The organism is Marinomonas sp. UCMA 3892 (genome assembly GCF_012726345.1).
Lineage (GTDB): Bacteria > Pseudomonadota > Gammaproteobacteria > Pseudomonadales > Marinomonadaceae > Marinomonas.
The window spans coordinates 239,626-265,051 of record NZ_PTXN01000003.1; the positions used below are offsets into that span (position 1 = coordinate 239,626).

21 protein-coding genes are annotated in these 25,426 nt (G+C 43.7%); 10 read left to right on the top strand and 11 right to left on the bottom strand.

Features of this window, described 5'->3' with window-relative positions; all coding sequences use genetic code 11:
- From cyoB to B6N13_RS06395, 4 genes are all read right to left on the bottom strand, one after another.
- On the bottom strand, nt 1–1,980 hold the full coding sequence (gene cyoB, locus B6N13_RS06380) for a cytochrome o ubiquinol oxidase subunit I (protein WP_011977927.1): 1,980 nt from the start codon (nt 1,978–1,980) through the stop codon (nt 1–3).
- Nucleotides 1,980–3,026, bottom strand: a complete 1,047-nt coding sequence (gene cyoA, locus B6N13_RS06385) for a ubiquinol oxidase subunit II (RefSeq protein WP_011977926.1) — start codon at nt 3,024–3,026, stop codon at nt 1,980–1,982. Before cyoA ends, cyoB begins: the two co-directional genes overlap by 1 nt.
- A 159-nt stretch (nt 3,027–3,185) precedes the next feature.
- Entirely contained in the window at nt 3,186–3,557 is a 372-nt protein-coding gene (locus B6N13_RS06390; protein WP_169458874.1) for a hypothetical protein, read from the bottom strand.
- A 237-nt stretch (nt 3,558–3,794) separates the two neighbouring features.
- A complete protein-coding gene (locus tag B6N13_RS06395; RefSeq protein WP_211172792.1) occupies nt 3,795–5,291 on the bottom strand; it encodes a PLP-dependent aminotransferase family protein in 1,497 nt (498 codons plus the stop codon).
- Between the two features lie 106 nt (nt 5,292–5,397).
- Here B6N13_RS06395 and B6N13_RS06400 point away from each other — a divergent pair, with 106 nt between their 5' ends.
- On the top strand, nt 5,398–6,048 hold the full coding sequence (locus B6N13_RS06400; protein ID WP_169458876.1) for a pyridoxamine 5'-phosphate oxidase family protein: 651 nt from the start codon (nt 5,398–5,400) through the stop codon (nt 6,046–6,048).
- Between the two features lie 13 nt (nt 6,049–6,061).
- Here the strand turns inward: B6N13_RS06400 and B6N13_RS06405 are convergent, their stop codons facing one another.
- Nucleotides 6,062–6,916, bottom strand: coding sequence for a LysR family transcriptional regulator (locus B6N13_RS06405; RefSeq protein ID WP_169458877.1), 855 nt, complete (start codon nt 6,914–6,916; stop codon nt 6,062–6,064).
- A gap of 218 nt (nt 6,917–7,134) precedes the next feature.
- On the opposite strand from B6N13_RS06405, the gene B6N13_RS06410 reads away from it, so the two are divergent.
- From B6N13_RS06410 to B6N13_RS06420, 3 genes are all read left to right on the top strand, one after another.
- Nucleotides 7,135–8,637, top strand: coding sequence for an MFS transporter (locus B6N13_RS06410; RefSeq protein WP_169458878.1), 1,503 nt, complete (start codon nt 7,135–7,137; stop codon nt 8,635–8,637).
- Between the two features lie 367 nt (nt 8,638–9,004).
- Nucleotides 9,005–10,129 carry a hypothetical protein gene (locus B6N13_RS06415; RefSeq protein ID WP_169458879.1) on the top strand — a complete coding sequence of 375 codons (1,125 nt, stop codon included), beginning with the start codon at nt 9,005–9,007 and terminating at the stop codon, nt 10,127–10,129.
- A 223-nt stretch (nt 10,130–10,352) separates the two neighbouring features.
- Nucleotides 10,353–11,759, top strand: coding sequence for an alanine/glycine:cation symporter family protein (locus B6N13_RS06420; protein WP_011977919.1), 1,407 nt, complete (start codon nt 10,353–10,355; stop codon nt 11,757–11,759).
- A gap of 110 nt (nt 11,760–11,869) precedes the next feature.
- Here B6N13_RS06420 and B6N13_RS06425 read toward each other — a convergent pair whose 3' ends face one another.
- The gene (locus B6N13_RS06425) at nt 11,870–12,085 is read right to left on the bottom strand and encodes a DUF2798 domain-containing protein (RefSeq protein ID WP_011977918.1); all 216 of its coding nucleotides are present in this window, start codon (nt 12,083–12,085) and stop codon (nt 11,870–11,872) included.
- 151 nt (nt 12,086–12,236) lie between these two features.
- On the opposite strand from B6N13_RS06425, the gene B6N13_RS06430 reads away from it, so the two are divergent.
- Entirely contained in the window at nt 12,237–13,127 is an 891-nt protein-coding gene (locus tag B6N13_RS06430) for a LysR family transcriptional regulator (protein WP_169458880.1), read from the top strand.
- An 80-nt stretch (nt 13,128–13,207) separates the two neighbouring features.
- On the top strand, nt 13,208–14,014 hold the full coding sequence (locus B6N13_RS06435) for a sulfite exporter TauE/SafE family protein (protein WP_011977916.1): 807 nt from the start codon (nt 13,208–13,210) through the stop codon (nt 14,012–14,014).
- Between the two features lie 264 nt (nt 14,015–14,278).
- Here the strand turns inward: B6N13_RS06435 and B6N13_RS06440 are convergent, their stop codons facing one another.
- Nucleotides 14,279–17,155, bottom strand: a complete 2,877-nt coding sequence (locus B6N13_RS06440) for an FAD-binding and (Fe-S)-binding domain-containing protein (RefSeq protein ID WP_169458881.1) — start codon at nt 17,153–17,155, stop codon at nt 14,279–14,281.
- 252 nt (nt 17,156–17,407) lie between these two features.
- On the opposite strand from B6N13_RS06440, the gene B6N13_RS06445 reads away from it, so the two are divergent.
- Entirely contained in the window at nt 17,408–18,184 is a 777-nt protein-coding gene (locus tag B6N13_RS06445; RefSeq protein ID WP_011977908.1) for an FCD domain-containing protein, read from the top strand.
- A 26-nt stretch (nt 18,185–18,210) separates the two neighbouring features.
- Here B6N13_RS06445 and aroE read toward each other — a convergent pair whose 3' ends face one another.
- Complete coding sequence (gene aroE / locus B6N13_RS06450; protein ID WP_169458882.1) at nt 18,211–19,101, bottom strand: shikimate dehydrogenase; 891 nt, start codon at nt 19,099–19,101, stop codon at nt 18,211–18,213.
- 117 nt (nt 19,102–19,218) lie between these two features.
- Nucleotides 19,219–20,508, bottom strand: coding sequence for an MATE family efflux transporter (locus B6N13_RS06455; RefSeq protein WP_169458915.1), 1,290 nt, complete (start codon nt 20,506–20,508; stop codon nt 19,219–19,221).
- Nucleotides 20,509–20,918: 410 nt separating this feature from the next.
- Here B6N13_RS06455 and B6N13_RS06460 point away from each other — a divergent pair, with 410 nt between their 5' ends.
- Both B6N13_RS06460 and B6N13_RS06465 read left to right on the top strand, forming a co-directional pair.
- Nucleotides 20,919–21,122 carry a hypothetical protein gene (locus B6N13_RS06460; RefSeq protein WP_048813849.1) on the top strand — a complete coding sequence of 68 codons (204 nt, stop codon included), beginning with the start codon at nt 20,919–20,921 and terminating at the stop codon, nt 21,120–21,122.
- A 1-nt stretch (nt 21,123) separates the two neighbouring features.
- A complete protein-coding gene (locus B6N13_RS06465) occupies nt 21,124–21,558 on the top strand; it encodes a group II truncated hemoglobin (protein ID WP_169458883.1) in 435 nt (144 codons plus the stop codon).
- Nucleotides 21,559–21,637: 79 nt separating this feature from the next.
- Here B6N13_RS06465 and norR read toward each other — a convergent pair whose 3' ends face one another.
- Nucleotides 21,638–23,233: a nitric oxide reductase transcriptional regulator NorR gene (gene norR, locus B6N13_RS06470; protein ID WP_248280248.1), complete on the bottom strand. Its 1,596-nt coding sequence runs from the start codon at nt 23,231–23,233 to the stop codon at nt 21,638–21,640.
- Nucleotides 23,234–23,440: 207 nt separating this feature from the next.
- Here norR and hmpA point away from each other — a divergent pair, with 207 nt between their 5' ends.
- Nucleotides 23,441–24,631, top strand: a complete 1,191-nt coding sequence (hmpA, locus tag B6N13_RS06475; RefSeq protein WP_169458885.1) for an NO-inducible flavohemoprotein — start codon at nt 23,441–23,443, stop codon at nt 24,629–24,631.
- An 83-nt stretch (nt 24,632–24,714) separates the two neighbouring features.
- Here hmpA and B6N13_RS06480 read toward each other — a convergent pair whose 3' ends face one another.
- Nucleotides 24,715–25,356 carry a glutathione S-transferase family protein gene (locus B6N13_RS06480; RefSeq protein WP_169458886.1) on the bottom strand — a complete coding sequence of 214 codons (642 nt, stop codon included), beginning with the start codon at nt 25,354–25,356 and terminating at the stop codon, nt 24,715–24,717.
- Nucleotides 25,357–25,426 lie beyond the last annotated feature (70 nt).

Here is a 25,426-nt window from a genome sequence, read left to right on the forward strand (position 1 = left end):
TTACCCCTTAGCCACGCTATCTAGATACGCATTTTCGGTACGAGCAATTTCATCTGGTTGAACATAGTAATCAACGTCTTTGGTGTAAGCTCGGATAACAAGGAATACAAAGCTACCGAACAAACCAAGCGCTGCTAACCACCAAATGTGCCAAATCAATGCAAAGCCCATTACCGTTACGCAACCAGAAATCAATATACCGGAAGCTGTGTTCTTAGGCATATGGATTGGCGCATAGCTGTCCTTACGAACATAAGCTTCACCTTTCTCTTTCATATCGGTAAACGCATCGATATCAGAAACAGTTGGAATAACCGCGAAGTTATAAGACTGTGGCGGAGAAGATGTTGCCCACTCAAGAGTATGTGCATTCCATGGATCACCAGTAGTGTCCAAGTTGTCTTTACGATCACGGAAACTAACATACAACTGCAATAGCTGAGAAATGATACCCGCCATGATAACAAAGGCACCCACCAACGCGATGTACAGCCAAATGTTCCAATCTGGGTTATCAGTGTGGTTTAGACGACGAGTCATACCTAGGAAGCCTAGAACATACAAAGGCATGAAGGCTAAGAAGAAACCAACCAACCAACACCAGAAAGCTGCTTTACCTAATTTCTCATTAAGTTTGAAGCCCATCACTTTCGGGAACCAGAAAACAAAACCAGCTAGATAGCCAAATACCGCACCACCAATGATGGTGTTGTGGAAGTGGGCAATCAAGAACAAGCTGTTATGCAATACATAGTCAGCACCAGGTACTGCAAGTAGTACACCTGTCATACCACCGATAGTGAAAGTCACCATGAAACCAAGAGTCCATAGAACCGGCACAGTCACACGAAGACGACCGCGGTACATAGTGAACAACCAGTTAAATAGTTTCACACCCGTTGGCACCGCAATAACCATAGTCGCCATACCGAAGAAGGCGTTTACGTTAGCGCTGGAACCCATGGTAAAGAAATGGTGAAGCCATACGATGAAACCAAGAATGGAAATCGCACCACTTGCCCAAATCATAGATTTGTGACCAAACAAGCGTTTACCTGTAAAGGTAGACACAACTTCAGAGAATATACCAAATGCTGGAAGTACAAGGATGTACACCTCAGGGTGACCCCATGCCCAGAACAAGTTGATATACATCATTGAGTTACCACCGCCATCATTCGTAAAGAAGTGGAAGTCTAGGTAACGGTCAAGAGTTAGTAGAGCAAGAGTCACTGTCAAAATTGGGAATGATGCAGCGATCAAAATGTTGGCCCAAGTACAGGTCCAAGTGAAGATCGGCATATCCATCAATTTCATGCCAGGAGCACGCATTTTAAACACTGTTGCCAAGAAGTTAACAGCGGTTAAGGTCGTACCTATCCCGGATATCTGCAGCGCCCATATATAGTAATCAACACCTACATCCGGACTGAATTCCAAGCCAGCCAATGGCGGATAAGCCACCCAACCAGTCTTAGCAAATTCACCTACGAATAGAGAAATGTTAACAAGAATCGCACCACCAGCCGTTAGCCAGAAGCTAAGGTTGTTTAGGAACGGGAACGCAACGTCACGAGCACCAATTTGCAAAGGCAAAACAATGTTCATCAGACCAATCATAAATGGCATCGCCATAAAGATGATCATGATAACACCGTGAGCCGTAAAGACTTGGTCATAGTGATGAGGAGGTAAGTAACCGTCTCCACCATTAGTAGACAAAGCCAACTGCAAACGCATCATGACAGCATCCGCGAAACCACGGAGTAGCATGACAAGTGCAAGTACTATGTACATAACGCCAAGACGCTTATGGTCAACTGATGTTATCCAGTTTTTCCACAAAGTACCAAGCAAATTGTACTTAATAAGTAAGAACGCAAGTATCAATCCACCTAGAGCAACGCCACAAAATGTCGCAATCAAGATTGGCTCATGGAGTGGAATCGCATCTAAAGATAATTTACCTAGAATAGACATTATTTATCTGCCTCCATGTGCATCTCGTGAGATGAGTGTTCAGAAGCTTCGTGGTTCATTTCGCCATGATTCATCTCACCGTGATTCATCTCACCATGATTAGAACCGTCGTGAATCATTTTAGGTTCAAATGAAGTTCCTTTCAGCAATTCAACTTGACCATGATCTTTCATGAACTTCATAACGTTGTCCGTGAAAATACCTGGTTCAATTGAGTTGTAATACTGAACTGGCGTTGCCACATGCTTATGATGAGGATCTGCATCATATTCAGCAAGCTTGTCATAAGAGACTTGATTCAATACGCCATTATTAATAACGTTATGAGAACCCGCTTTCACGCCTTCTACCCAAGCATCAAAATCTGCTTCGGTTTCCATAGCGATCGCATCGAACTTCATATTGGTAAAACCAGGTCCACTGTAGTTCGCAGAGATACCTTTAAACGTACCAGGCTCATTTGCGATCAAGTGAAGCTTAGTCACCATGCCTGCCATTGAGTAAATTTGGCTACCCAATTGAGGAATGAAGAATGAGTTCATTGTGCCTTCAGAAGAAATTTGGAAAGCAACAGGAACGTTTGCTGGGAATCTCAGCTCGTTCACAGAAGCAATACCAAGATCCGGATAGATAAATAACCACTTCCAGTTCATCGAAACGACTTGGACGTTGATATGATCTTTATCCGATTTCAACGGCTTATAAGGATCTAGTGCATGAGTGGATTTCCATGTAATCACACCAAGAATGATGACGATTATAATTGGAATAATCCAAACAATGGTTTCAATTTTTGTGGAGTGAGACCATTTTGGTTCGTAGATTTCGTCACGACCTTCACGATATTTCCAAGCGAAATAAAGTGTCATGAAGATAACGGGAATCACAACAAGCAGCATCAATAAAGTAGCAACAATAATTAGTTGCTTCTCTTCAATACCTACTTGCCCTTTAGGATCGAGCACACCACCCTGACAACCGGCGAGCAAGCCCACCATTAGCGCCAAAGCGACTTTACTTAGGATACGAGTTAACAAGAGAATCATCCTCTAACCCTTATGTTCACAAAACTGCCACCTGACAATCAGGCAACAGAACGAAAATCCGGCAAAACACCGGGTATTTCAGTAAAGATCACCACACTGAAAACAGCACAAAGACTATTACCTAGTTAATAGAATTAACGCAGTAATAGCTTTTTTGGATCACCTAAATCTGAAAAAGGGAGCTCCACAACTCATCATGTATCGCACCTCAGCACGACTTGGTTGCTCGTTTGGAGCAAATACATGAAACAAAGAGAAGGCCAATTTCTGGCGAGCAAGGTTGATATGGGTCATAACGGACCAATAACTAACCAATAATAGAGTTGTAAATACGAGGCTAGATACTAGCCCCGCATTAAGAATAGGGTCGATATTAATAACGCCAAGGTTACCAATAAAGAAAGGAGCGGAAACCAATACGAAAAAGCTCAAAAACAGGCAAGACGCGGCAATAACAGGGCGTAAAGAATCCGCCAAGATACTGGATACCGAATGCACATAATGATGCAGAATGTCTTGAAATTTGTTCAATTTATCCATCCGATTCATAAAAACAAAAATAAAAATGTCGTTTTTACTCGCTTCATACGAATTTAAGTGTGCGAAATATAGCAAAAATTATACAGCCGTACAAAGTCTAGTTTAGCCTTTGTTCAACTTTGCTTCACGGTCTTTTTATAAAAATTCACATTCTTGTCTTGAGAAAATCCTACTGACTTAGCCCAAAGGCACCAAGACTAGCACTCTTCTAAGTTAATTTCCTTACAATTAGTAAGTCTTATTTTCGACCAAATGCGCAAGTAACCAATTCCGAAGTACCTTCACTATATACGTCATTTCTTCCTCTTTTGGACCACTAAAACCTAATAAAAAGCCAAACCTACAACGATTAGTCTCTTTTTGTTGGCAAACATAATGACTAGACAAAGTCGAAAGCTGTACGTCATCACGTTTGATTTCTTGAGCTATTAACTGATCCCAAGCCATCCCAGTTTGCATTATAGGAAGAAACTCCGACTTTAATTCAATTAGTACGTGCATTCCACCACGAGGCCTTTTCCATTCAAACCAAGTCGCTAAATGACATTCTAATAGCGCTAATAGAACATCCCGTTTAAGCCGATAATGACGGCGCATTCGATTTATATGTCGATCAAAATGTCCCTGAAGCATAAAGTCCGCTACAGCAGGTTGTATCGGTAAGGAAGCAGATGACCCCAATACTCGCTGACTTTTATATACTGTCTCGATATGTTTCATCGGAGCGACAATAAAGCCAAGCCGCAAACCACGAAACAGTACTTTAGAAAAACTCCCTACAAAGAAAACTCGGTCCCGGGCTTGCTCATGCACGCTCGCCGTTTGCATAAAGGGCACATTACTTCGTCCTTGATAAACAAACTCATTGTCGTAATCATCTTCCACCAACCACCAGCTTGGTGACTCATTTTGTAGAGCTTGCAACCATTGTTGTCGTCGCGCTGCACTAATGCTAACACCAAGTGGATATTGCCGATTCGGCGTGACAATCGCCACATTCGAGGCATGTTCACTATCAGGCAAGCAAGGTCCATCTTCATCAATAAAAAGGGCACCCGCTTTAATTGATGAATGAATGACCTGGCGAATTGGCGGATAAGTCGGTTCTTCGAACCACCACTTCACTGGCGAATTTTCAGAATCACCCAACAATGTAATTGTGTGTTGCAATAAAAGAAGTGAGTCCCGACTGCCAGCCGTAACAATAATTTGCTCTGCCGAGCATTCAAGACCACGAACACGATACAAATAGTCAACGATCGCGGTTTTTAAGTCGGGATAACCCGTTGTATACCCGCCTTCTAACACAGTTAAATCTGGCGTGAGCCAGCTGCGACGCATACTCGCAGCCCATTCTTTAGTGGGAAAAACCGACATATCAGCGCCAGAATCAAATGCTCGTTTTTGAGGGACATCATTCATGACTGAAAGCACGGTATCAGGTGATTTACTTGCGCGATGACTGATCATGGGTAAAGCAGCAACAAACACACCACGTTTCTCTTCGCTGGTTAAAATACCTTCAGCGATTAATTGATCGTAGGCCCGAGAGGTCGTACTTCGTGAAACACCCAACGAACTGGCTAAAAAACGCGAGGAGGGTAACTTATCACCAACCGATAGCTCCCCAGACACAATGCCTTGCTGGATCTGCTCGATCAATTGTTTGTAATAGGGCTCATCGTCTTCTAAAGAAAAACGTAAACTGGCTATCGCGTACTTCATAATCTGGCCTGCTTTTTTATCTTTATTCTGGCTATTTTTATAAAAGCCAGATTCCTCTAATGTCTTGTTATAGCGAACCACCCATTAGGACACAAGGAGAGAATTCATGAGCCAGTCACTAGAAGAAACAACATTAAGTAAAGTGAAACGCGGGCCAAACCGTGCCTCTTATGACAAAGACCTAGCATTTAACATTATTGATGCGGCGCTAATGTGTCATGTCGGACAAAGCAAAGATGGACAAGTTTTTGTAACGCCCACCAGCCATTGGCGTGAAGGCGACTACTTCTATTGGCACGCTCATTCCAAAGCCCGCAATGTCAAAGGTCCAATCGACGAACCAGAAAAAGTCTGCATTAACATCAGTTTATTGGATGGCTTAGTCCTGGCGCGTTCGGCCATGCACCATTCCGTAAATTATCGTTCCGTGACCTTATTTGGCGTACCAGAGTTGATCGAAGATAAAGAAGAAAAAGTGCGTCAATTCAAACTTTTCCTCGATAAAGTCAGCCCAGGTCGCTGGGAAACGTTACGTCCCGTCAACGAGCAAGAGATCAAAGCGACGGGAGTCGTGCGTATCAAAATAGACGAAGCCTCGGTCAAATTCCGAGCTGAGCCTCCTGTCGATGATCCAGCCGATAACGACTGGCCAGTGTGGGCGGGCGTTATGCCGTTAGAAAGACATTGGGGGGAAGTTGAGCAAGATCCAATTCAGACAAAACACTATCCAGAGCCCAAGGCTCCGGACGCAGTTTAATCACTAAATGCCATTAATATACGGCCAACTCTTCTGCAGTGTATTCATTGAATACGCTGCAAATTACCTTTAACACTTTACGTGTTTCTTGGTCTGTAAGATGAGTATGTAATTCAATAGACGAAGTGGGTAGAGTGGGTAAATTGAATAATTCACCTACATCGATCGAATCCTTTGGCGCCATTCTTTGACTAAAAACGCCAACGGCCATTCCTGCAGAAATAGCGGCATTAATCACGTCTGTATTTCCGGCAACAAGTACATTATGAGACTTCAAGCCTGCTCTTTTAAGTAGCATAGGAGCTTGATCTCTTACACCACATTTTTCATCCAAGGTGGCTAGTTTTAGTGGTTCGTTAGGAGAATACTGAAAACTCGGAGAGGCGTACCAACTATAGTGCTCGATGCAAAGGATAAACCCTTCCTTACGTTCATCTTCACTACGTAAAATAACCGCATCTAACTCACCATTTAAATAGGCCTCTTTTACCTGAAAAGAGGTATCCGTTGAAATCTCCAACACCAAATCAGGAGCAAATTCATTCACCTTTTCGAGCATAGATTGTAGCTCTGAACCAATAAGATGACATCCAATCCCTAGCTTAAGACGCTTTTTTGCTAGCAATAAGCTTTCGACAGCACGTTCGTGTGCTTCGAGGAAATCCCTTGCCGACGCAATAAACAATTCACCATAGACTTGTCTTGGCGTACGCTCTATCAAACGCCGTTTAACACGTTCCTCCAACCGCTTTAATCGTAGACTTAAAGCGGCTTGTGTTGTGCCTAATAAATTGGCAGCTTGTGTAAAACTTTTCAAATCAGCAATGGCTACAAATGCTCGAACTGAATCAACATCCAACGTCAACATTATAAATACCTTTAAAATAGGTCTAACTATTTAAATCTGTAATCACAGATATATAAATCATGTCCATTCATTAAAAACTAAGTTAATGCTAATTTCCTCACCAGCCAAAATTGTATTTCAAAAGCTCTTAGGAAAGATAGTTTGTTTTATCTTTTTAATAATAGCTTTTCGACGAAATGCATTCATTGGAACTGTCTATAATTACGGAGAATTAGTATATGAGGACTTCTGCCTCAAGAAATAAAATCGCTCTAATGGCAATCTGTTTATCTGCTATTATGTTAGGCTTAGAAATAACCAGTGTGCCTTCAGTTTTACCTGTCCTGAAAGATATTTTACCTGCTGACTTCAAACAACTACAGTGGATTATGAATGCTTACACTCTCGCCATGTGCTCAGTACTGGTGGCTACGGGTGCATTAGCAGACCGTTTTGGACGTAAACGCGTATTTACTGTAGGCATCATTGTTTTTGGTATTGCCTCTCTTATATGTAGCTTAGCGACTAACGCACCTATCCTAATTGCAGCACGTTTTCTACAAGGAATAAGTGCTGCTGCCATGTTGGCGTGCCAAGTAGCGATATTATCAAATCAATTTCAAAACGGTCCTGAGCGAGGCGTTGCTTTTGCTTGGTGGGGTATCATATTTGGTCTGGGGTTAGGGTTTGGCCCAATTGTTGGTGGCCTAATCATTGCTCATCTAAGTTGGGAATGGGTATTTTTGATCCATGTATTTATTGCTGTTGCAACTCTTGTTTTAGCTCGTATTGGCGTATTTGAATCGTCTGATCCTGATTCACTGCGAGTAGATTATGGCGGTATGATTACCTTATCTAGTGCAGTATTTGGTTTAGTTTTTATGATTACTCAGGGAAAATCTATAGGCTATCTGTCACTAGAAGGAATACTAATTATAAGTGCTAGTACACTTGCTTTTGTCCTCTTTCTTATCATTGAAAGTAAAGTAGCAAGGCCTATGTTTGATCTTAAGGCTTTTCGTATTCGGAACTTTTCAGGGGCATTATTTGGCGCAGCAGGTATGAACTTTAGTTTCTGGCCTTTCGTTGTTTACTTTCCCATTTATCTGCAAGGGGTTCTTGGCTATGACGGAATAACCGCAGGTTTAACAGTACTTGCTCTCACTTTACCTACGATCGTTGTTCCGCCATACGCAGAAAAAATTCTAATCAAACAAGGCCCTAAATTTTTGATTTCTTTGGGACTGGTGTGTATTTCTGGTGGCTTCTTCCTTCTCTGGGTTATAGCGTCTTCCCCTGAAGCAAGTTGGCTCACTCTAATGCCTGGTTGTATTTTAGCGGGTATCGGTCTTGGGTTTACCAATACACCGGTAACCAACACAGCAACGGGGTCTTTACCTCCTGAACGTGCAGGCATGGCTTCTGGTATGGAATTCAGTGCTCGTATGATCTCTTTGTCTCTAAATATTGCATTAATGGGCCTTATTTTAGCTGACGGAATTGCTTCACGTTTACTCGACTTACTACCAAAAACACTTTCTGAAACGAAGTTAATTGAAATTACAGATATTTTAGCTTCTGGAAATTTAAATATACTGGAGAATTACGGAATATCAAAAGAAATTGCAAAACATATTCTCATGGAAGGTTTTAGTAGCGTACTTCTATATGGTGCAACAGCTACAGCTGTAATTTGCTTTATAGCTTTTATTACTTTTGAAAAAAGAAGGCAGTACTCTTAGCTAAAAATTTATTAATAATAAACTCATAATTTAAATCCAATATGAATATTGAAGTGAATAATACATTTCAAATGGAAGTATAGTTTAAACTTCTTACTTATTTTGAATAATCTTCAATATGTGCTTTTAAGGTATAAATGTAAAAATATTACTGGCTCTTAAAAATGAGGCCTGCTAGTATCAAAAGCATGACGTATCTTATTGCACGATCACATCGATTTATCAGCCTCCGAGTCCCTAAACTGGACGCGGCGGCTTTGTTCTTTCTGAAATAACCTTTCAAAGACAAGCTCTCTCCGAGTCCTGACTCGGAGGAATCCAAAAAGATTGCATTGAACTTTTCATCTTGGATTTATGGAGCTTTATTATGTCTAAACACAATTATCTTACCCACGAACAATTACTTAGCGCACTTTCTCTGCGCGATCTGACTAATCCAAAACATGGCATGCATGCCATGCAGCAACTCATTAGTGAAGCGGAAACTGCTGTCGCAGCATTGTGGTCTTGCTATCTACAGCGCATCAACGCTAACCCTATTGTTCCCGTCTATGAAAACTACGACGCACTTGGCTATCCTGTCGATGGCGCATCAAGAGACGTTCGCTACAGTCGCTATGCTTCAGACAGCTTGATGCTACGCACTCAAACGTCGAGTTCTGTGCCTACTTGGTTGAGCAGTTGGCGAAGCCTACGACCGGAGTCCCTTGGAATAATCAGTCACGGTCTGGTTTACCGTCGTGACTGTATTGATCGCTGGCATTGCGCAGAACCTCATCAATTGGACATCTGGATTGTCATGCCCAAAACTCAAGCTGAAGAAGATATAGAGGTTTTGAATGAGTCCATTGCGGCACTGCTGAAAACCCTATTGCCCAATCATGTGGTACAACAATCCAAATCACCGCACCCCTATACAATAAATGGCGTTCAACTTGATGCTATTGAAGGGCAAAATCTGATTGAAGTAGGCGAGTGCGGCAACATAGATCCAGACTTATTAACCAGAAACGGTTGGTCGAGTGATGATTATACTGGCGTAGCCATCGGATTAGGCTTGGACAGAGTGCTGATGTTACGTAAAGGCATTCCTGATATTCGACTGCTTCGGGACCCAGATCCGCGAATCCAACAACAAATGCTCGATTTATCACCTTGGCGACCTGTCTCGCGACAACCTAAAGCCGAACGTGATATTTCGATTGTGGTGAACCGAGACACAGATATGGACATTATTGGTGATCAAGTTCGCCTAACTTTAGGAGAACAAGCTCACTGGCTAGAAGAACTTCAACTTTTATCACGAACGGAATACCAACAATTACCAAAATCCGCCATAGAAAGATTAGGAATGACATCAACGCAGGTTAATTTACTTTTACGAATCAATTTACGGCATCCAACTCGAAGTGTGCCAACAAGCCTTGCCAACGAGTTACGAAACAAGATTTATTTGTCGTTGAATCAAGGACATAACTACTTAGCCAACTAGCCCAACAGACAACAAACTTACAAAATCAAACCACTTTCACGTACTTTATATGTTCGTGAAAGTGGTTTTTTTCTTGCGGTTTTCCATAAAATCGCTACCCTTGCACACTTTTTTAAGCTTCTGCGCGTTTCTTAGAGTGCCTTTTTTACCCAAAAAAGCACTTCTAATATTCAACCCACGAACAATAAAACGATAATCCTATCGAATAAAGGGAGTGCCCTACATGGCAGCCATCATAGACTTTTTAAATACTATTTTCTGGGGGTATATCCTCATCTATGGACTACTAGCCGTAGGCGTATATTTCACTTTACGTCTAGGTTTTATTCAGGTCCGTCGTTTTCCAGAATTCATCCGAACTGTTCTTAAAGCCCCACAATCCGATCGTGGCGGTATCTCTCCTTTCCAAGCACTTTGTACTAGCCTCGCTTCTCGTGTAGGAACAGGCAATATGACAGGTGTTGCTGTCGCATTATATTTAGGTGGCCCTGGGGCCATTTTTTGGATGTGGGTGGTGGCAATTATCGGTATGGCAACCGCCTACGCTGAAAGCACCTTGGCTCAGCTCTACAAAATGCGCGATCAAAATGGCCAATTACGTGGCGGCCCTGCGTTTTACATCAGCAAAGGCTTAAAAGCACCTTGGGCTGGTGCGGTATTTTCGCTTGCGCTTATCTTGGCGTTTGGTTTGGTATTCAATGCGGTGCAAGCCAACTCGATTGCAGGCGCAATGGAAGGCGCATTTGGTATCGACACCAGTGTGACCGGCATCGTTATCATGCTATTAGCGGCGATTGTTATCTTCGGTGGTATCAAGAAAATCGCACGTTTTGCTGAAATCGTTGTGCCATTCATGGCAATTTTATATCTACTACTAGCCTTGTATGTGATCTTCGCCAATATCTCTGACGTACCGGCGGCATTCGCGTTAATCTTTAAGAGCGCATTTGGTATTGAGCAAGCAGCAGGCGGCGTTTTAGGTGCTATGCTGAACGGTGTCAAACGTGGTTTATTTTCCAACGAAGCGGGTATGGGTTCTGCGCCAAACATTGCAGCGGTTGCTACACCAAACCCTCATCATCCATCATCACAAGGCATGGTTCAATCATTAGGTGTTTTCATTGATACACTGCTGATTTGCACGGCAACCGCCTTGATGATTCTATTATCTGGTGCATTGGGTAACGGTCAAACAGGTATTGCCTTAACGCAAACGGCGTTAACCACTCACATCGGTAGTGCGGGTCATTACTTTGTTGCTATTGCGATTTTCTTCTTCGCTTTTACCTCCATTATCGGTAACTACAGTTATGCAGAAAATGCGCTAACTTACCTAAAATGGGCAAATAAACCAGGGATTTTCATTCTACGCATCTTAGCGCTTGGTATGATCCCTTGGGGCGCATATGAAAGTGTGGCGATGGTATTCAATGCAGCTGATGCAGCGATGGGTCTAATGGCAACCATTAACCTGATTGCGATTGTGATGTTATCTGGTTTGGTAGTGAAATTAACCAAAGACTATTTCACGCAATTGAAAACTCATACACCAGTGTTCAATTCCGACGACTACCCAGAAATTCGTGACGACATAGATCTTAGTGTTTGGGACGAAAAACCAAGCAAATAAATCGTTCTTACTGATTTCGATCTTACTGATTTTAAAGACAAAAAACCCGCTTTGATGAAGCGGGTTTTTCATTTCGAATATTTACATTTAATAAAGCGTTATCTCAAACGCTAAACTTTCACTGCTAATTTATGCGCTAAAGCATGCAAAAATGGCCCGGCGATGAAAGAAATAATACCCGCAGCAGGCCAAGCCAATACCCAAGCATGCATCCATAATGAGACGAAATTTGGATGTAACCCAATATTCAGATACGTAATCCATGCGGACATAAACAACGACAAGGTAAACGACATTAATACGGCAAAAATAATTCTGTGTTTCATGTTTCTCTCCTAATGAACTTACCGTCTTCTCTATAAATAGAGTGCCCCAGACGAAAAGTAAGTAAACGACTCAAACTCTGAATACATACTAGCAAACAACAATATTTGTAAATATACTGATTTTTTAAAAACAAATTTACGAAAATGAAAAATGCTTGATGATCTAAAGATTTTTATTACTGCTGCCAATAAAAATAGTCTGACTGCCGCCGCTCAACATCTTGATATGACTATCGCTACGGTATCTCGCCGTATCAGTGCCCTTGAGCAAAAACTTGGCTGTGAGTTACTACATCGTTCAACAAAAGGACTAACACTCACACCAGTGGGAGAAAGCTACTATCGCGAATGCGCGGAATTCATCGATGCGTTAGATCAGCGAATTTCCAACCTAGACCAAACCCTAAACAGTCTAAAAGGTGATTTGAAAGTACTTGCTCCGGTAAATTTGGGCAGTGGACCTCTAGACGCATTTTGGCAAGGTTTTGTTCAACTGTACCCAGACATCGAACTAAACATAGAACTGAGCAACACACTGCAAGACATCAGAGACACCCGCGCTGACATCGCCTTGCGCTCGGGGAATCAACCCAGCTCATCATTGATTCAAAAGAAACTAGGTCACATTGAGCCTATTCTAGTCGCATCGCCTAACATGGCATTCCCACTGCCTAAAACGATAGAAGACTTACAACATGCGCCGAGCATTGCGTCCAACATGTTTGCCGATTGGTTACTGATTAATAATCAAGAAGATCGGCGCCCGTTAAACAAAGAGCACCGGCATATTAGTAATGACATGACAATCACACTCAACCTAGCGAAAGCGGGCGCTGGAATTGCCTTAATTCCCATGAGCATGGTGCATGGCGCCCTTGAAACTGGCGAGCTTATTCGGGTATTGCCTGAATGGCGCGGTCAAAATAGAGAGATTTTTTTAGTCTGGCCTTATCGACGCAGCTTATCAGCCAGAGCAAAGCTCTTGAAAGAGGAGATGACGAAATTTCTTCACCAACAAACTTGGTTTCATCCAAGCCCTTAGCCTAAAAAGGGAACTTTGATTAAACTAACGTACAATAATTTCACACCATTCAATCTCATTTCTTAACACGAAGGACAACCATGGAAAACTTATTCTGGTGGCAATACGCCTTAATCGGCGCCATTTTTATATGGAGCGGCTTTGTTCGCAGTGGTTTAGGATTTGGCGGCGCAGTACTGGCTTTGCCTTTCCTATTATTGGTAAAAAACGATCCGCTATTATTTTTGCCAATTATTTCCATTCATCTGTTAGTGTTTTCCAGCTGGATTGCATGGCAAGGATCGAGAGCTACCAAACAACAAGCCATACTCGCAGCAGAACGAGGCGAAGCGCCACAAGAAGCACAAGGCAATATCGCTTGGGGTTATTTAAAAAAAGCCCTCGGCATCATGATAGTGCCGAAACTGATCGGCGTATTTGGTTTATTAACCTTACCGGGCAACATAGTCACTGGCGTGATATTTGTCATTGTTGCTGTCTTTGCTGTGTCTTACATCCTGAATAAACCGTTTTATACCAACAACAAATTCCTCGATACCATCTTTCTTATGCTTGGCGGCTACGTAAGTGGCACTTCCTTAATCGGCGCACCGCTTATCGTCTCCGTCTTCGCCACCAAAGTTCCCCGCCATCAACTGCGCGATACCTTGTTCGTGCTCTGGTTTATTCTGGTGATGATCAAAATGGTGTCCTTCCTCATCGCTGGCATCGATTTACAACTCATCCATCAACTTTGGTTACTACCTTGCGCCTTGATTGGTCATGTATTTGGCCAAAAGCTACACAACCGTATTCAAAAAGCTGAAACACCCGTCTTCTTCCAATTCGTCGGCTGGGCGCTGCTCATCGTCTGCGGATTTGGCTTGTACTCGACGTTCATGCTTTAGTCCGCAGTAACGCTGTTACCAGATCAACTCTCGCTCCGGCGCTAAAGCGCAAACACCCACGAGATGTTGATCTTGTAACCGCTATATCAGAGTCAATTGCCCAAAAACACTTATGTGCAAATATCCGTGAGATATTGATTTGGTGACATTCGCTAAATGAACAATAGTGTCGACATGACGACATGCTCAAGCGGTTCAAGCAGACGTTTTGCGCTGACGATGTCAGTGACGCAAGCAAAACGTCCTCTTGATACGCATGACAGACTAGGCTGACGAGGACTCAGACAATTGATCTACCAGATAGACGATGGATTGATACTCGAAGCCGCTGTGTTCCGATAAGCCAATCTCGCAAGTACGGCTGTTGGAGTAGCCCGCTTCGCAGCCTTCTACGGCTTTGGCGAGGGTTTTCAAGGCGCTGGCGTTGAGCTCGGGGGTAGAGAAGCCTTTGTCACCAGCAAAGCCACAGCAGGTAATGTCTGGCGGAATCACCACGTCATCGGCGAGTTGGTGGGCAAGCTGTACGAAGCTGTCGGCGAGACCCATGCGGGTGGTGCTGCAAGTAACATGAAGGGCGATTTTGCCGAGCTTTTCTTTCACCGTTAAATTTGGCATCACATAAGTCGAAACAAAGCCCACTTGCTCATGAAGCTGTAAACAAGGATCAAGGCTTTCCTGCATGCGTAGCAAACAAGGGCTCACATCGCAGACGATAGGAATTCGGCCATTTTCGCTGACTTCGAGCAGCAAACTATTGAGATCGTTAGATTTTTGCTTGGCGGCTTCGAACTGACCTTTGGATTGGAACGCCATGCCACAGCATTGGCTATCGATATTATTAGGTACAGTGACTTTATAGCCTGCTTTTTTCAATACAGAAAACATCACTGTCATAACAGAGCGTTTATCTTCTGCATTTGGCCCCGCGCCCATGACACGAGTCGCGCAGCTGGGGAAGTAAATCACTTCCTTTTGAACGTCATCACTTTGCATATCATTACCTTGCATAACGGCAATCGACTTCAAAGACGAAGCAGCGCTGGGCATTTGTTTATGCCACTTTGGCACAGCACCTTGGGAAGCTTTGTTCATCACTGAAGTGACGGTTGTCATGCCTGAATCACCAATAATACGACGCGCACCGTTGGCAAGGTTGAGTCCGACTTTCGCCGTTTTGGTTACGCCGTCAAAATGATCAGCAATCCAATAACCGACTTTGCTATCTGGATGGCGATCGTGACGTAGTTCTCGGGTTAAATCGCCCGTATTAATACCAACTGGACATTGCATCGAGCACAAGCCACAACCAGCGCACGTATCAACGCCTTGATAATCATAATCTTTTTTCAGTTCAGCAAGACGCAGCAGATCTGTACCCATTGCGGTCAACCGCTGAATCTCGCGCCAAATCACTATGCGTTGGCGAGGCGTTAACGTAATGGATTTTGACGGACAAGACGATTCACAGAAACCACATTCAATACAGGTATCAACTTTGTCATTGGCTTTCGGCAAGGGTTTGAGGTTCTGTACATGCAAGTTAGCATTGTGCGACAAGATCACATCTGGATTGAGCAAGCCTTGCGGGTCAAACGCGCGTTTGATTTGCCACATGATGTCGTAAGCTTCTTTGCCCCATTCCAATTCCACATAAGGCGCCATGTTACGGCCAGTACCGTGTTCCGCTTTTAACGAGCCTTTGTATTTCACCGCCACTAATTGTGCGACTTCGTCCATCAGTTGCTCGTAGCGTTTCACTTCCTTCGGGTCATCGAAGCCTTGCGTAAAGACAAAGTGTAAGTTGCCTTCTAAGGCGTGACCAAACAAAATCGCTTCGCGGTAGCCATGTTTTTGAAATACGCTTTGCAGTTCCAAAACACCTTCTGCGAGTTGTTCGACAGGGAAGGCCACGTCTTCGATGATCACCGTGGTGCCAACAGGACGAACTGCGCCAACAGCGGGGAACAAGCCCTTGCGAATTTTCCAATAGGAATCGTAGATGATTTTGTCTTGAGTAAATTCAATTGGATTAAGTGTGGCTTGACCGCTTAACGCTTGTTTCACCAAGGCCAAATTGGCTTCTAATTCTTCAGCACTGGCAGCGCGTACATCGACCAATAAACCCACCGCTTGTGAGCCAAGGGACGACAAAATTTCCGGCATACCCGGTTTGCTTTCTACAGCACGTAAGCCAGCACGATCAATCAATTCCACGGCAGAAACAGGCGAGCTTTTTAGGGAGGTAACCGCTCGGCAGGTGACTTCCATATCATCAAAGAAGATCATCGCCGCGGCTTTAATAGGATGATCAACCACGGTTTCATAGGTAACTTCGCTGATAAAACCCAAAGTTCCTTCAGAGCCGATCATCAAATGCAGCAAGATATCAAACGGATCTTGGTAATCGGTTAGGCTGTTTAAACTGTACCCTGTGGTATTTTTTAAACGATATTTGTGTCTAATTCTTTCTGCTAATTCGCTATTGGCTTGTACGCTTTTAGACAAACGAACAAGCGTATCAAGCAAGTCAGCATGACGATTACCAAACGCCAATCGGCTGGCTTCGTCGGCGGTATCCAATAAAGCACCATCAGCGAAAATCAGGCGAGCACTTTGAATAGTGTGATAGCTGTTTTGTGCTGTACCACAGCACATCCCGCTGGCGTTGTTCGCTGCAATACCGCCAATCATACAGGCATTGATGGACGCTGGATCTGGGCCTATTTTGCGCTGAAAGGGCGCTAGCAGCTGATTGGCTCGCGCACCGATAATACCTGGCTGAAGTGAAATATGATGGCCATGTTCGTGAACTCGATGCCCCTTCCAGTTATCGGACAATTGCATCAAGATGGAATCGGTTACTGCCTGCCCTGACAAACTCGTCCCCGCTGCGCGAAAAGTCACTGGTAAATTGCGCTTTCTGGCTTCTTTCAGCACTAACTGCACTTCCGCTTCATTATCGACTCGCACGACTAATTGCGGAATCAAGCGGTAAAAACTCGCATCCGTGCCATACGCCAAGGTACGAAGTGGATCACGAATCAATCGCGTCTCATCAATCGCGCCAGTTTTGGCGTCTTTCAAAGCAAAATATAGATCGCGATATTGAGCGGCTTTATCAGCAAGTGAGTCAGTGTTCATAGAAGCTTCCACGGCGGTAGCCTTTTATTGTTAAAGAGTATAAGTATTGAAAATTAATGCTAGACAAATTGGTAAGACCAATTTACCTTTTGAATATAAGGCACAGTAAGAATTCAAAGAAACTTTGTCAACTGATAGTTTAGTCGATATTTCGTGAATTTTAGCGACAATATTAATTGGTTTTACCACTTTTTAACTTATACACAGCAAGCACTAAAGCCATCTTTAAAGAATACATTTTTAGGAAAAGTCATGGAATCCAATCACTTTGGGCGAGTTAAACAGCCAAAAATTTCCGACATCATCATGAAAGAACTCGAAAGCATGATTTTGGAAGGCAGCTTCACCGCAGGGCAAAAATTGCCGCCGGAAAGGGAGTTGGCAGCGCGTTTTGAGGTATCTCGTCCTTCGTTGCGTGAAGCCATTCAAAAACTGATCGCGCGCGGTGTATTATTCAGTCGTCATGGCGGCGGCACTTATGTGTCGGAACAACTCGGCAGCTCGTTTGCCGATCCGCTGCAAGATTTGCTCAGTTCCCACGATGAGTTCTTATACGATCAATTGGAGTTTCGTGATGCGCTAGAAAGTCTCGCCGCGTATTACGCCGCTTTGCGCAGTACCGACGCCGATAAAACCAAGCTCACACAATGCTTTAATCAACTGGTAGAGGCCAATCAAAATAAAGCTTTCGCCTTGGAAGCAAAGTTAGATGTGGAGTTTCATATGACCATCGCAGAAGCGGCGCACAATGTAGTGCTGCTGCACACACTTCGCAGCCTGCACGCCATGTTAGCGAAAAGTATTTCGAGTAACTTGAGAAACTTATTCGAAAAACAAGCCGCCCGAAAGCGTGTGATGGAGCAACACACAAATCTTTATCAAGCGATAATGGATGGCAATGCCGAAGCCGCTCGCACAGCTGCGCATACACATTTGGTGTTTGTGGAAGACAACTTATTGAAAATGCGTCAAGAGGAAACACGGATACAGCGCTCGCTACGCAGAAACGAGCACCATAATCCGCTTTGAACAATTTTTGGCTATTCCAGTGATTATTATTTTTCCGTACTCTCCAAATCAGTGCTGTCCAGATCTGTAATGTCCAAAGCATCACTCAATGCGGCTTTCATCACCTCGATAGAAGGCGTTTTTCCTGTCCAGTATTCGAAAGCGATTGCGCCTTGCTGAACAAGCATTCCCAAGCCATTTACCGTTGTGCAGCCCTTAGTTTTCGCGGTTTGAATCAATCGAGTTTCAGGTGGATTAAAAATCCCGTCTGCAACTACCATGCTTGATTTAATCGATTCTGTGTCTATATCTAACTCTGCTTCCACGTCAGGAAACAAGCCAATAGAAGTCACATTGATAACTAAATCCGTATCGGCAGGAATCTGATATTGCTTTGTCCAAGCATGGTATTCCGCGCCAGCCGACGTGTTATCGGCAACCAGTTTCGCAAGCTCTTCGCCACGCTTTTGATTACGATTCACAATGGTTATGTGCGCCACTCCAGCCAAAGCTAATTCAACCGCAACCGCTCGTGCCGCACCACCTGCGCCAAACAGCACAACGCGCTTTTTGGTTAGCTCTAAACTGGATTTAACGGATTCGACAAAACCACGGCCATCGGTATTTTCACCAATAAGCTTACCATCACGATTCACCACGGTATTGACTGCGCCAATGATTCGAGCTGACTCGCCTAAGTCATCAAGGTAAGAAATGACGGAAACTTTATGAGGAATTGAGCAATTAAAACCGCGCCAGTTCATGGCTCTCGCACCTAATACGGCGTTTTTCAGATCATCTGGTTGGATCTCGCAATTGATGTAACGCCAATCCAGCCCCAAATCTCGATACGCAGCTTCCATCATCACGCCAGTAGGGTTTTCTAATGCTGGCGTGGCAAAAGAACCAGTTAACTCGCTTAAGAAATTCTTCGACATATTGAATTCTCTCCATGTTTGGTGGCTTTAAAAAAGAACACGTCATTCATGGTAACAAACCCAATCGCCAGAAAAATTTCAATTGTTAACAGAAGCCTTTATACGAAGTAATAGGCGTTATGAATTCGCGAACCAAACACCTTTTTTCATATTTTGCAGATAGCACCAATATAAAGTGATGGCTCTCGCAATAAACAACATGGCTTGGCTCAGCCATAAACCATGGTTGCCAAGGTCTTGAGTGATAAACCATACAGGGAAGAACACGCCAACCACGCAAACAATCATAGTGTTTTGCATTTGTTTTACGCTGGTTGTGCCAATGAAAACACCATCCAACATAAATGACCAAATACCCAACAGAGGGAAGAAGATGAGCCAAGGTAGGTACAGAGCAGCATCGTCTCGAACACTTTGTACACTGGTCAGTAACGCTATGATTTGATTACCAAAAAGCCAAAATATCAGCATTAAAATCACCGCGGCAAACAGCGCCCAATAGGTAGAAAGCTGAATCACCTTCTTAAAGTTCGCTTTGTCTTTGCGGCCATAGTATTCGCCACACAAAGCTTCAACCGAAAAAGCAAAACCATCCAAGGCGTTAGAAATAATCATCAAGAAAGTCAGTAATACAGCGTTCGCGGCAAGAATCGAATCTCCTTGGCGCGCACCTTGGGCGGTAAAAAACAACATCACCAAGAGCAAAAGAATGGTACGTACAAAGAGGTAACGATTCACTTGAACTAACGCCATGTATTCACGCCATTTAGCCAAAACACGTAAGGGTACATGACCCGAAAAGCCTTTCAATTTATGCCAAGCCAAAACACCGGCGACAGTCACGCCAATATAATGCGCGAACACGGTTGCCCACGCCACGCCGTCACTCGCCATGCCCAAACCATAAACGGCAAAATAGTCGAGAATCATATTGGCGACATTGATCACCAACAGCATCCACAGGGGCCCTTTGGAATATTGCACACCAAAGAACCAACCCATTAAGGCATAACCGGCTAATACCGCTGGCGCACTAAAAATCCGTGCTTCACAATACAAACGTGCCCAAGGCTCTACTTCGGCACTGGGTTCCATTAAGGTAATTGCCAAATCAATCAATGGGGCTCGGAATAAAATCAAGATTAGCCCGATAAATACGCCCATCAGAATAGATTGTAGAAGCAGCTCTCGAACACGTCTTTCGTCACCCTGTCCAAGGGCTTGCGCCGTCAAACCAGTTGAGCCCATGCGCAAAAAGCCAAACGCCCAAAACAGAAAGCTAAAAATACTCGCGCCAATCGCTACAGCAGCAAGATGTGTCGCCGTTCCCAAGTGTCCAACTACAGCGGTATCAACTAAACCAAGCAAAGGAGTGGTGATGTTCGAAATCATCGGCGGCCACGCCATGCGCCAAATTTTTTGATTCAATACTGCATTGGCGCGGTACGAGCAAAAAATAGAACTGGGGGATAACTTTGACACACGGGTCTCACTTGTTGTGGGTATTTCAAACTCTGTGGATAAAAAAGCAGCTAAAACCGGAAAACAGGAATACGCTGATCTGTGGAAAATAATAGCAGTTATTCACAATTCGGGGCAGTTTTTAATGGTTTTGTGTGATAAATGATCAATAATAAGCAAAAATCAGCTACGCTCCTCGTTTAACTCCCACTTACCCACAAAAAATGTCGAATACTTTCGCTAAAAATCAATAATGCTAATATTGGATAAGTGGTGCTTTTTTCCACAATCACGCTCACATCTTCGCGGAAATTTGCTAGACTCGCGTATATTTTTTTAACACTCGGAGAACTGTTATGCCCAAGAAACTCAAACCCTTTCTCGAAGGTTTAGCCGTCGGGTGTGTTTTTATCAGTATCACTATGCTGTTTCAAATTCCACTTTACATGAGTTTCATCATCGGGGCTTTGGCTGCCTTAGGCGGTTATCGTAACTCGATCAAAATGGACAAGGAAAAAGTTGCTAAAAAACAGCAACACCAATCAAAAGAGGTCGAATAAAATGACTCCTTCTAACCAGCCCATTTATGGTGAAGGCGATGCCACCTTACAGGCCGTTGGCGGATTAACTGGCTTACAAAATTTAGTCGAAACCTTCTATCGCATTATGGAAAACACTCCAGAGTTTCGACCTCTGTTTGACATGCATCCTAACAATATTGAGCTAACCATCGACAAGTTGGTGTCTTTTTTATCAGGCTGGATGGGCGGCGAGAAACTCTTCTCGAAAAAATACGGCTCAATCAGCTTACCGCAAGCTCACGCTCATTTAATCGTGACCGAGAAAGAAAAAGCCATGTGGCTCAATTGCATGGCCGCTGCCTTAGATGAACTCGGTTATGCAGAAGATTTGAAAGCCTATTTATTGCCCAAACTTGAATTTCCTGCTGAACGAATTCGACAGGTGAGTGCAGCCAGACACAGCAAATCAGTTTAAACGAAACACAATGACATTCCTCTTCGAAACTATCGCCTCCCTCAGCGGAATGTCATTGCACTTCCGAAACGCTTTACGATTAAGAGCGTACTTCTTTGGCAACGACAATCCCCAAGCGTTTTGCCAAGCGAGCTAAGTTGGCGCGATCCATAGACAACTGTTGAGCGGCTTTGGTCCAATTTCCATTACTGGCTTCTAATGCTTTACAGATTAGATTACGTTGATAAGCCTCTGTTTCTAAACGAAAATCTACTATTTCTTGTTTGTCTAAGATTTGCTGTGGTATTTCAACATTCTGTATCTTTTCTTGGATACGACTGTCGATTTGTAACCCTGTTAAATGCGCCGATGAAATAACTGTAATCCCTGTTGTATTGTCCGCTTTGGTGCTTTCTGCCTTTGAACTCTCGGCCTTAGAAAATAGCGCTGCGCGGGAGATGACGTGCTCTAGCTCACGCACATTTCCAGGCCAATGATAAGCTTCCAACATATCAATAGCGGACGCAGACAACGTCAGTTGCTGCAGGCCTAACTTTCGGCGAAAGCGCTCAGCGAAGAATCCGGCCAACAATGGAACATCGCCTTGTCTGTCACGTAACGCTGGAACTTGAATCGGGAAGACACTTAAGCGATGGAATAAATCCGCACGAAAACGATGCTCTGCCACTTCTGTTTCTAAATGTCGGTTGGTCGCAGCAATGATGCGTACATTTACTTTACGAATTTGATCTTTGCCGACGGCTTGGATTTCTTGGTTTTGAATAGCGCGAAGCAAAGTTCCCTGCACTTCTAAAGGTAATTCGCCAATTTCATCAAGCAACAAGGTTCCACCATCGGCCAATAGAAACTTACCGTCTCGATCTCGATCCGCGCCGGTAAAAGCACCTTTCACATGACCAAACAACTCGCTTTCAATAAGATGATGAGGAATCGCAGCGCAGTTTACGTATACCATTGGCGCTTCAGAGCGCGCAGATTGCTCATGCAATGCTCTTGCAACTAACTCTTTACCTACGCCGGTTTCTCCTTCAATCAAAATGGCAAAATCTGAGGGGGCGACCAGATTAATCGACTGTTTAAGGTCTTGCATGGCTTTGCTCTGACCTATCATTTCATGGCTTTGTTCGCCCATTACTTTTAATACGTTTTGAGCATGTTGCGACTTGTTTTCTAATTTTTCCATTAAGATGGCGGTATTTAGCGTCATGGCCGCCATGGTTCCGATAATCTCCAAAGCGCGCGCGTCGATATCATCGAAAACTCCCGGCATGATGCTGTCTAGGGTCACCACGCCAATCAACTTGCCTTCCAAATACAGCGGCACTCCCATGCAAGAATGCACTGGTAAATTCTCGTCATGGCCTAACACCATGCCATCGTAAGGATCTGGAAGCGGCGAGTCTGCGGGAAAACGAACTGGATAATGCCCGCTACTGATCGCTTTCAGACGCGGGTGCTCTTCAATAATAAATCGACGTCCCATCAGATCTTCCGATAAGCCTCGCTGGGCAAGCGGCGTCAGCACACCATTGTTGTTCGCCAATAAAACGACGGCATCACAATTAATCGTTGCCCGCACCGCATAAACCAATTGTTCAAAGCGATTCGGCTGTGTCACCGCACTAGCAAGATCGAGGGCAAAGCTGAGTAAGGCGTTATTAGAAACCTGCTTCATGGATATCGGCTCATAGGGCGAATTATTTTTCGTGTCAATTTGACTCAAATATACCATATAGACTTTCTTTTTTGTGAGTCTTATTGACTCTAATTTCTATATTAAAAACATAAACCACTGATTTTTATATCAATTATAAGTTGGCACGAGCTTCGCTATAGAAGAGTTAAGAAAGTATTTATTCGTACTCTTAGAAAAGGAAACAATATGTTAACTCAACACCATATAGACACTGTCAAAGCCACTATTCCACTTCTTGCTTCTGCAGGAACCGCGATTACTGAGCATTTTTATCAACGCATGTTTTCTCATAATCCAGAGCTAAAAGATGTATTCAATATGACCCACCAAAGAACTGGTGGTCAACCTGCGGCTTTGTTCAATGCCATCGCGGCTTACGCAACACATATCGATAATCTCGAAGTACTTACCAATGCCGTGATGCGTATAGCTCATAAACACACCAGCTTTAATATCCAACCGAGTCAATATGACATCGTTGGTCATCACCTTATTGAAACCTTGCGTGAACTCGCTCCAGATGCTTTTACCAAAGACGTAGAAGAAGCATGGGTAGCGGCTTACATGCAATTAGCTGGAATCTTTATTCAAGTCGAAGGTGATCTTTATAAAGAACGTGCAGCTCAGCTTGGGGGCTGGAAAGACTTCCGCCGTTTCCGTGTAGCCTCCAAAACACCAGAGTCTGATTTAGTTACCAGCTTTGTGTTTGAGCCTGTGGATGGCGGCGCAGTAATTGACTATCAGCCTGGGCAATATTTGGGCGTTAAGTTACATCCAAAAGGCAATGAGTTCGATGAGATACGTCAATACTCTTTATCAACAACACCAAATGGCAAAAACTATCGCATCAGCGTCAAACGCGAAGGTGCAGGTGATATCGCGGGTGTTATGTCGAATTACCTGCATGACCATTTAAACGTCGGCGATGAAATTGAAGCCATGCCACCTGCAGGAGATTTCGTTTTCCAAGACAAACAAACGCCTGTGGTACTGATTTCTGGTGGTGTAGGCTTAACACCGATGCAAGCCATACTAAATACCCTTGCTAAGCAGCAATACAAACATCCTGTAAGTTACTTACACGCATGTGCTCACCAAGGCCAACATTCCTTCAAAGAGCACGTGAGCAGCTTGAAAGACCAACTGAATTTGTCCGTTCACACTTGGTACGAACAAGCCGACAGCGAAGAAGAGGGCGTAACAAAAGGCATGATGCAACTAGAAGCTATCAAAGACAGCTTACCTCTGACGAATGGCGAGTTTTACTTATGCGGCCCAGTTGGCTTCATGATGTTTGTTAAACAGCAATTATTAGCCCTTGGCGTAGAAGCCGACCGTATTCATTACGAATTGTTCGGCCCGCATCAAGAAGTTTGATAAACAAGTAATACACTAAGTTGAAAAACAAAAAAGCATGAGTAACCGATGATACTCATGCTTTATTTTATTTAGACATTTGATTATGACTGGGCAAGCAACAAAGCTTGCTCTTTTTCCTCCACCCTTGTAAAGGAAGGACGTGAGATAACCCGTTCAATGTAAGCGTCGACCACTGGATTCGTCGTAATGAGTCCAAACATGCGGCACCATTTCAAACTCAATCCCCAAAGAATATCCACTGCGTACAGCTCCTCTCCCAATAAATAAGGGCCTTTGGCGATTTGATCGAATAGCGTTTGCAGCATTTTATCAAAGCTGCCATAGGATGATTGAGACGCTGCGACTTCAGGGCGATTAAACGCTTTGTCGATCACAGCGGGTTCAAAACTGCTGCCTTGATAGGCCATCCAACGCAAATAAGCACCACGTTTTGGATCATTGAAAGCAGGCGCTAAGCCTTTTTCAGGAAACAGATCGGCCAAGTAGGTGTAACAAGCAACTTGTTCTGTAACCACAGTGCCGTTATGAACAAGGGTTGGAAATTTCCCCAAAGGATTGATAGCGAGAAACTCTGGTTGTTGATTTTCACCGGCTTTGAAATTCAGCACTTTCATGTCATAGGGAATCCCCAACTCTTCCAGCAATACCCAAATGCCAGTGCCTCGGGTTTGTGGAGCATGGTACAGGGTGATGGTGTCTTGGTTGCTTTGAATCTCGCTCATATCCGTTACCTCAAATAGGTTGTTAGATCATTTTTGGTGGTTACATGAGCTATATTAGTGACTAAACCTG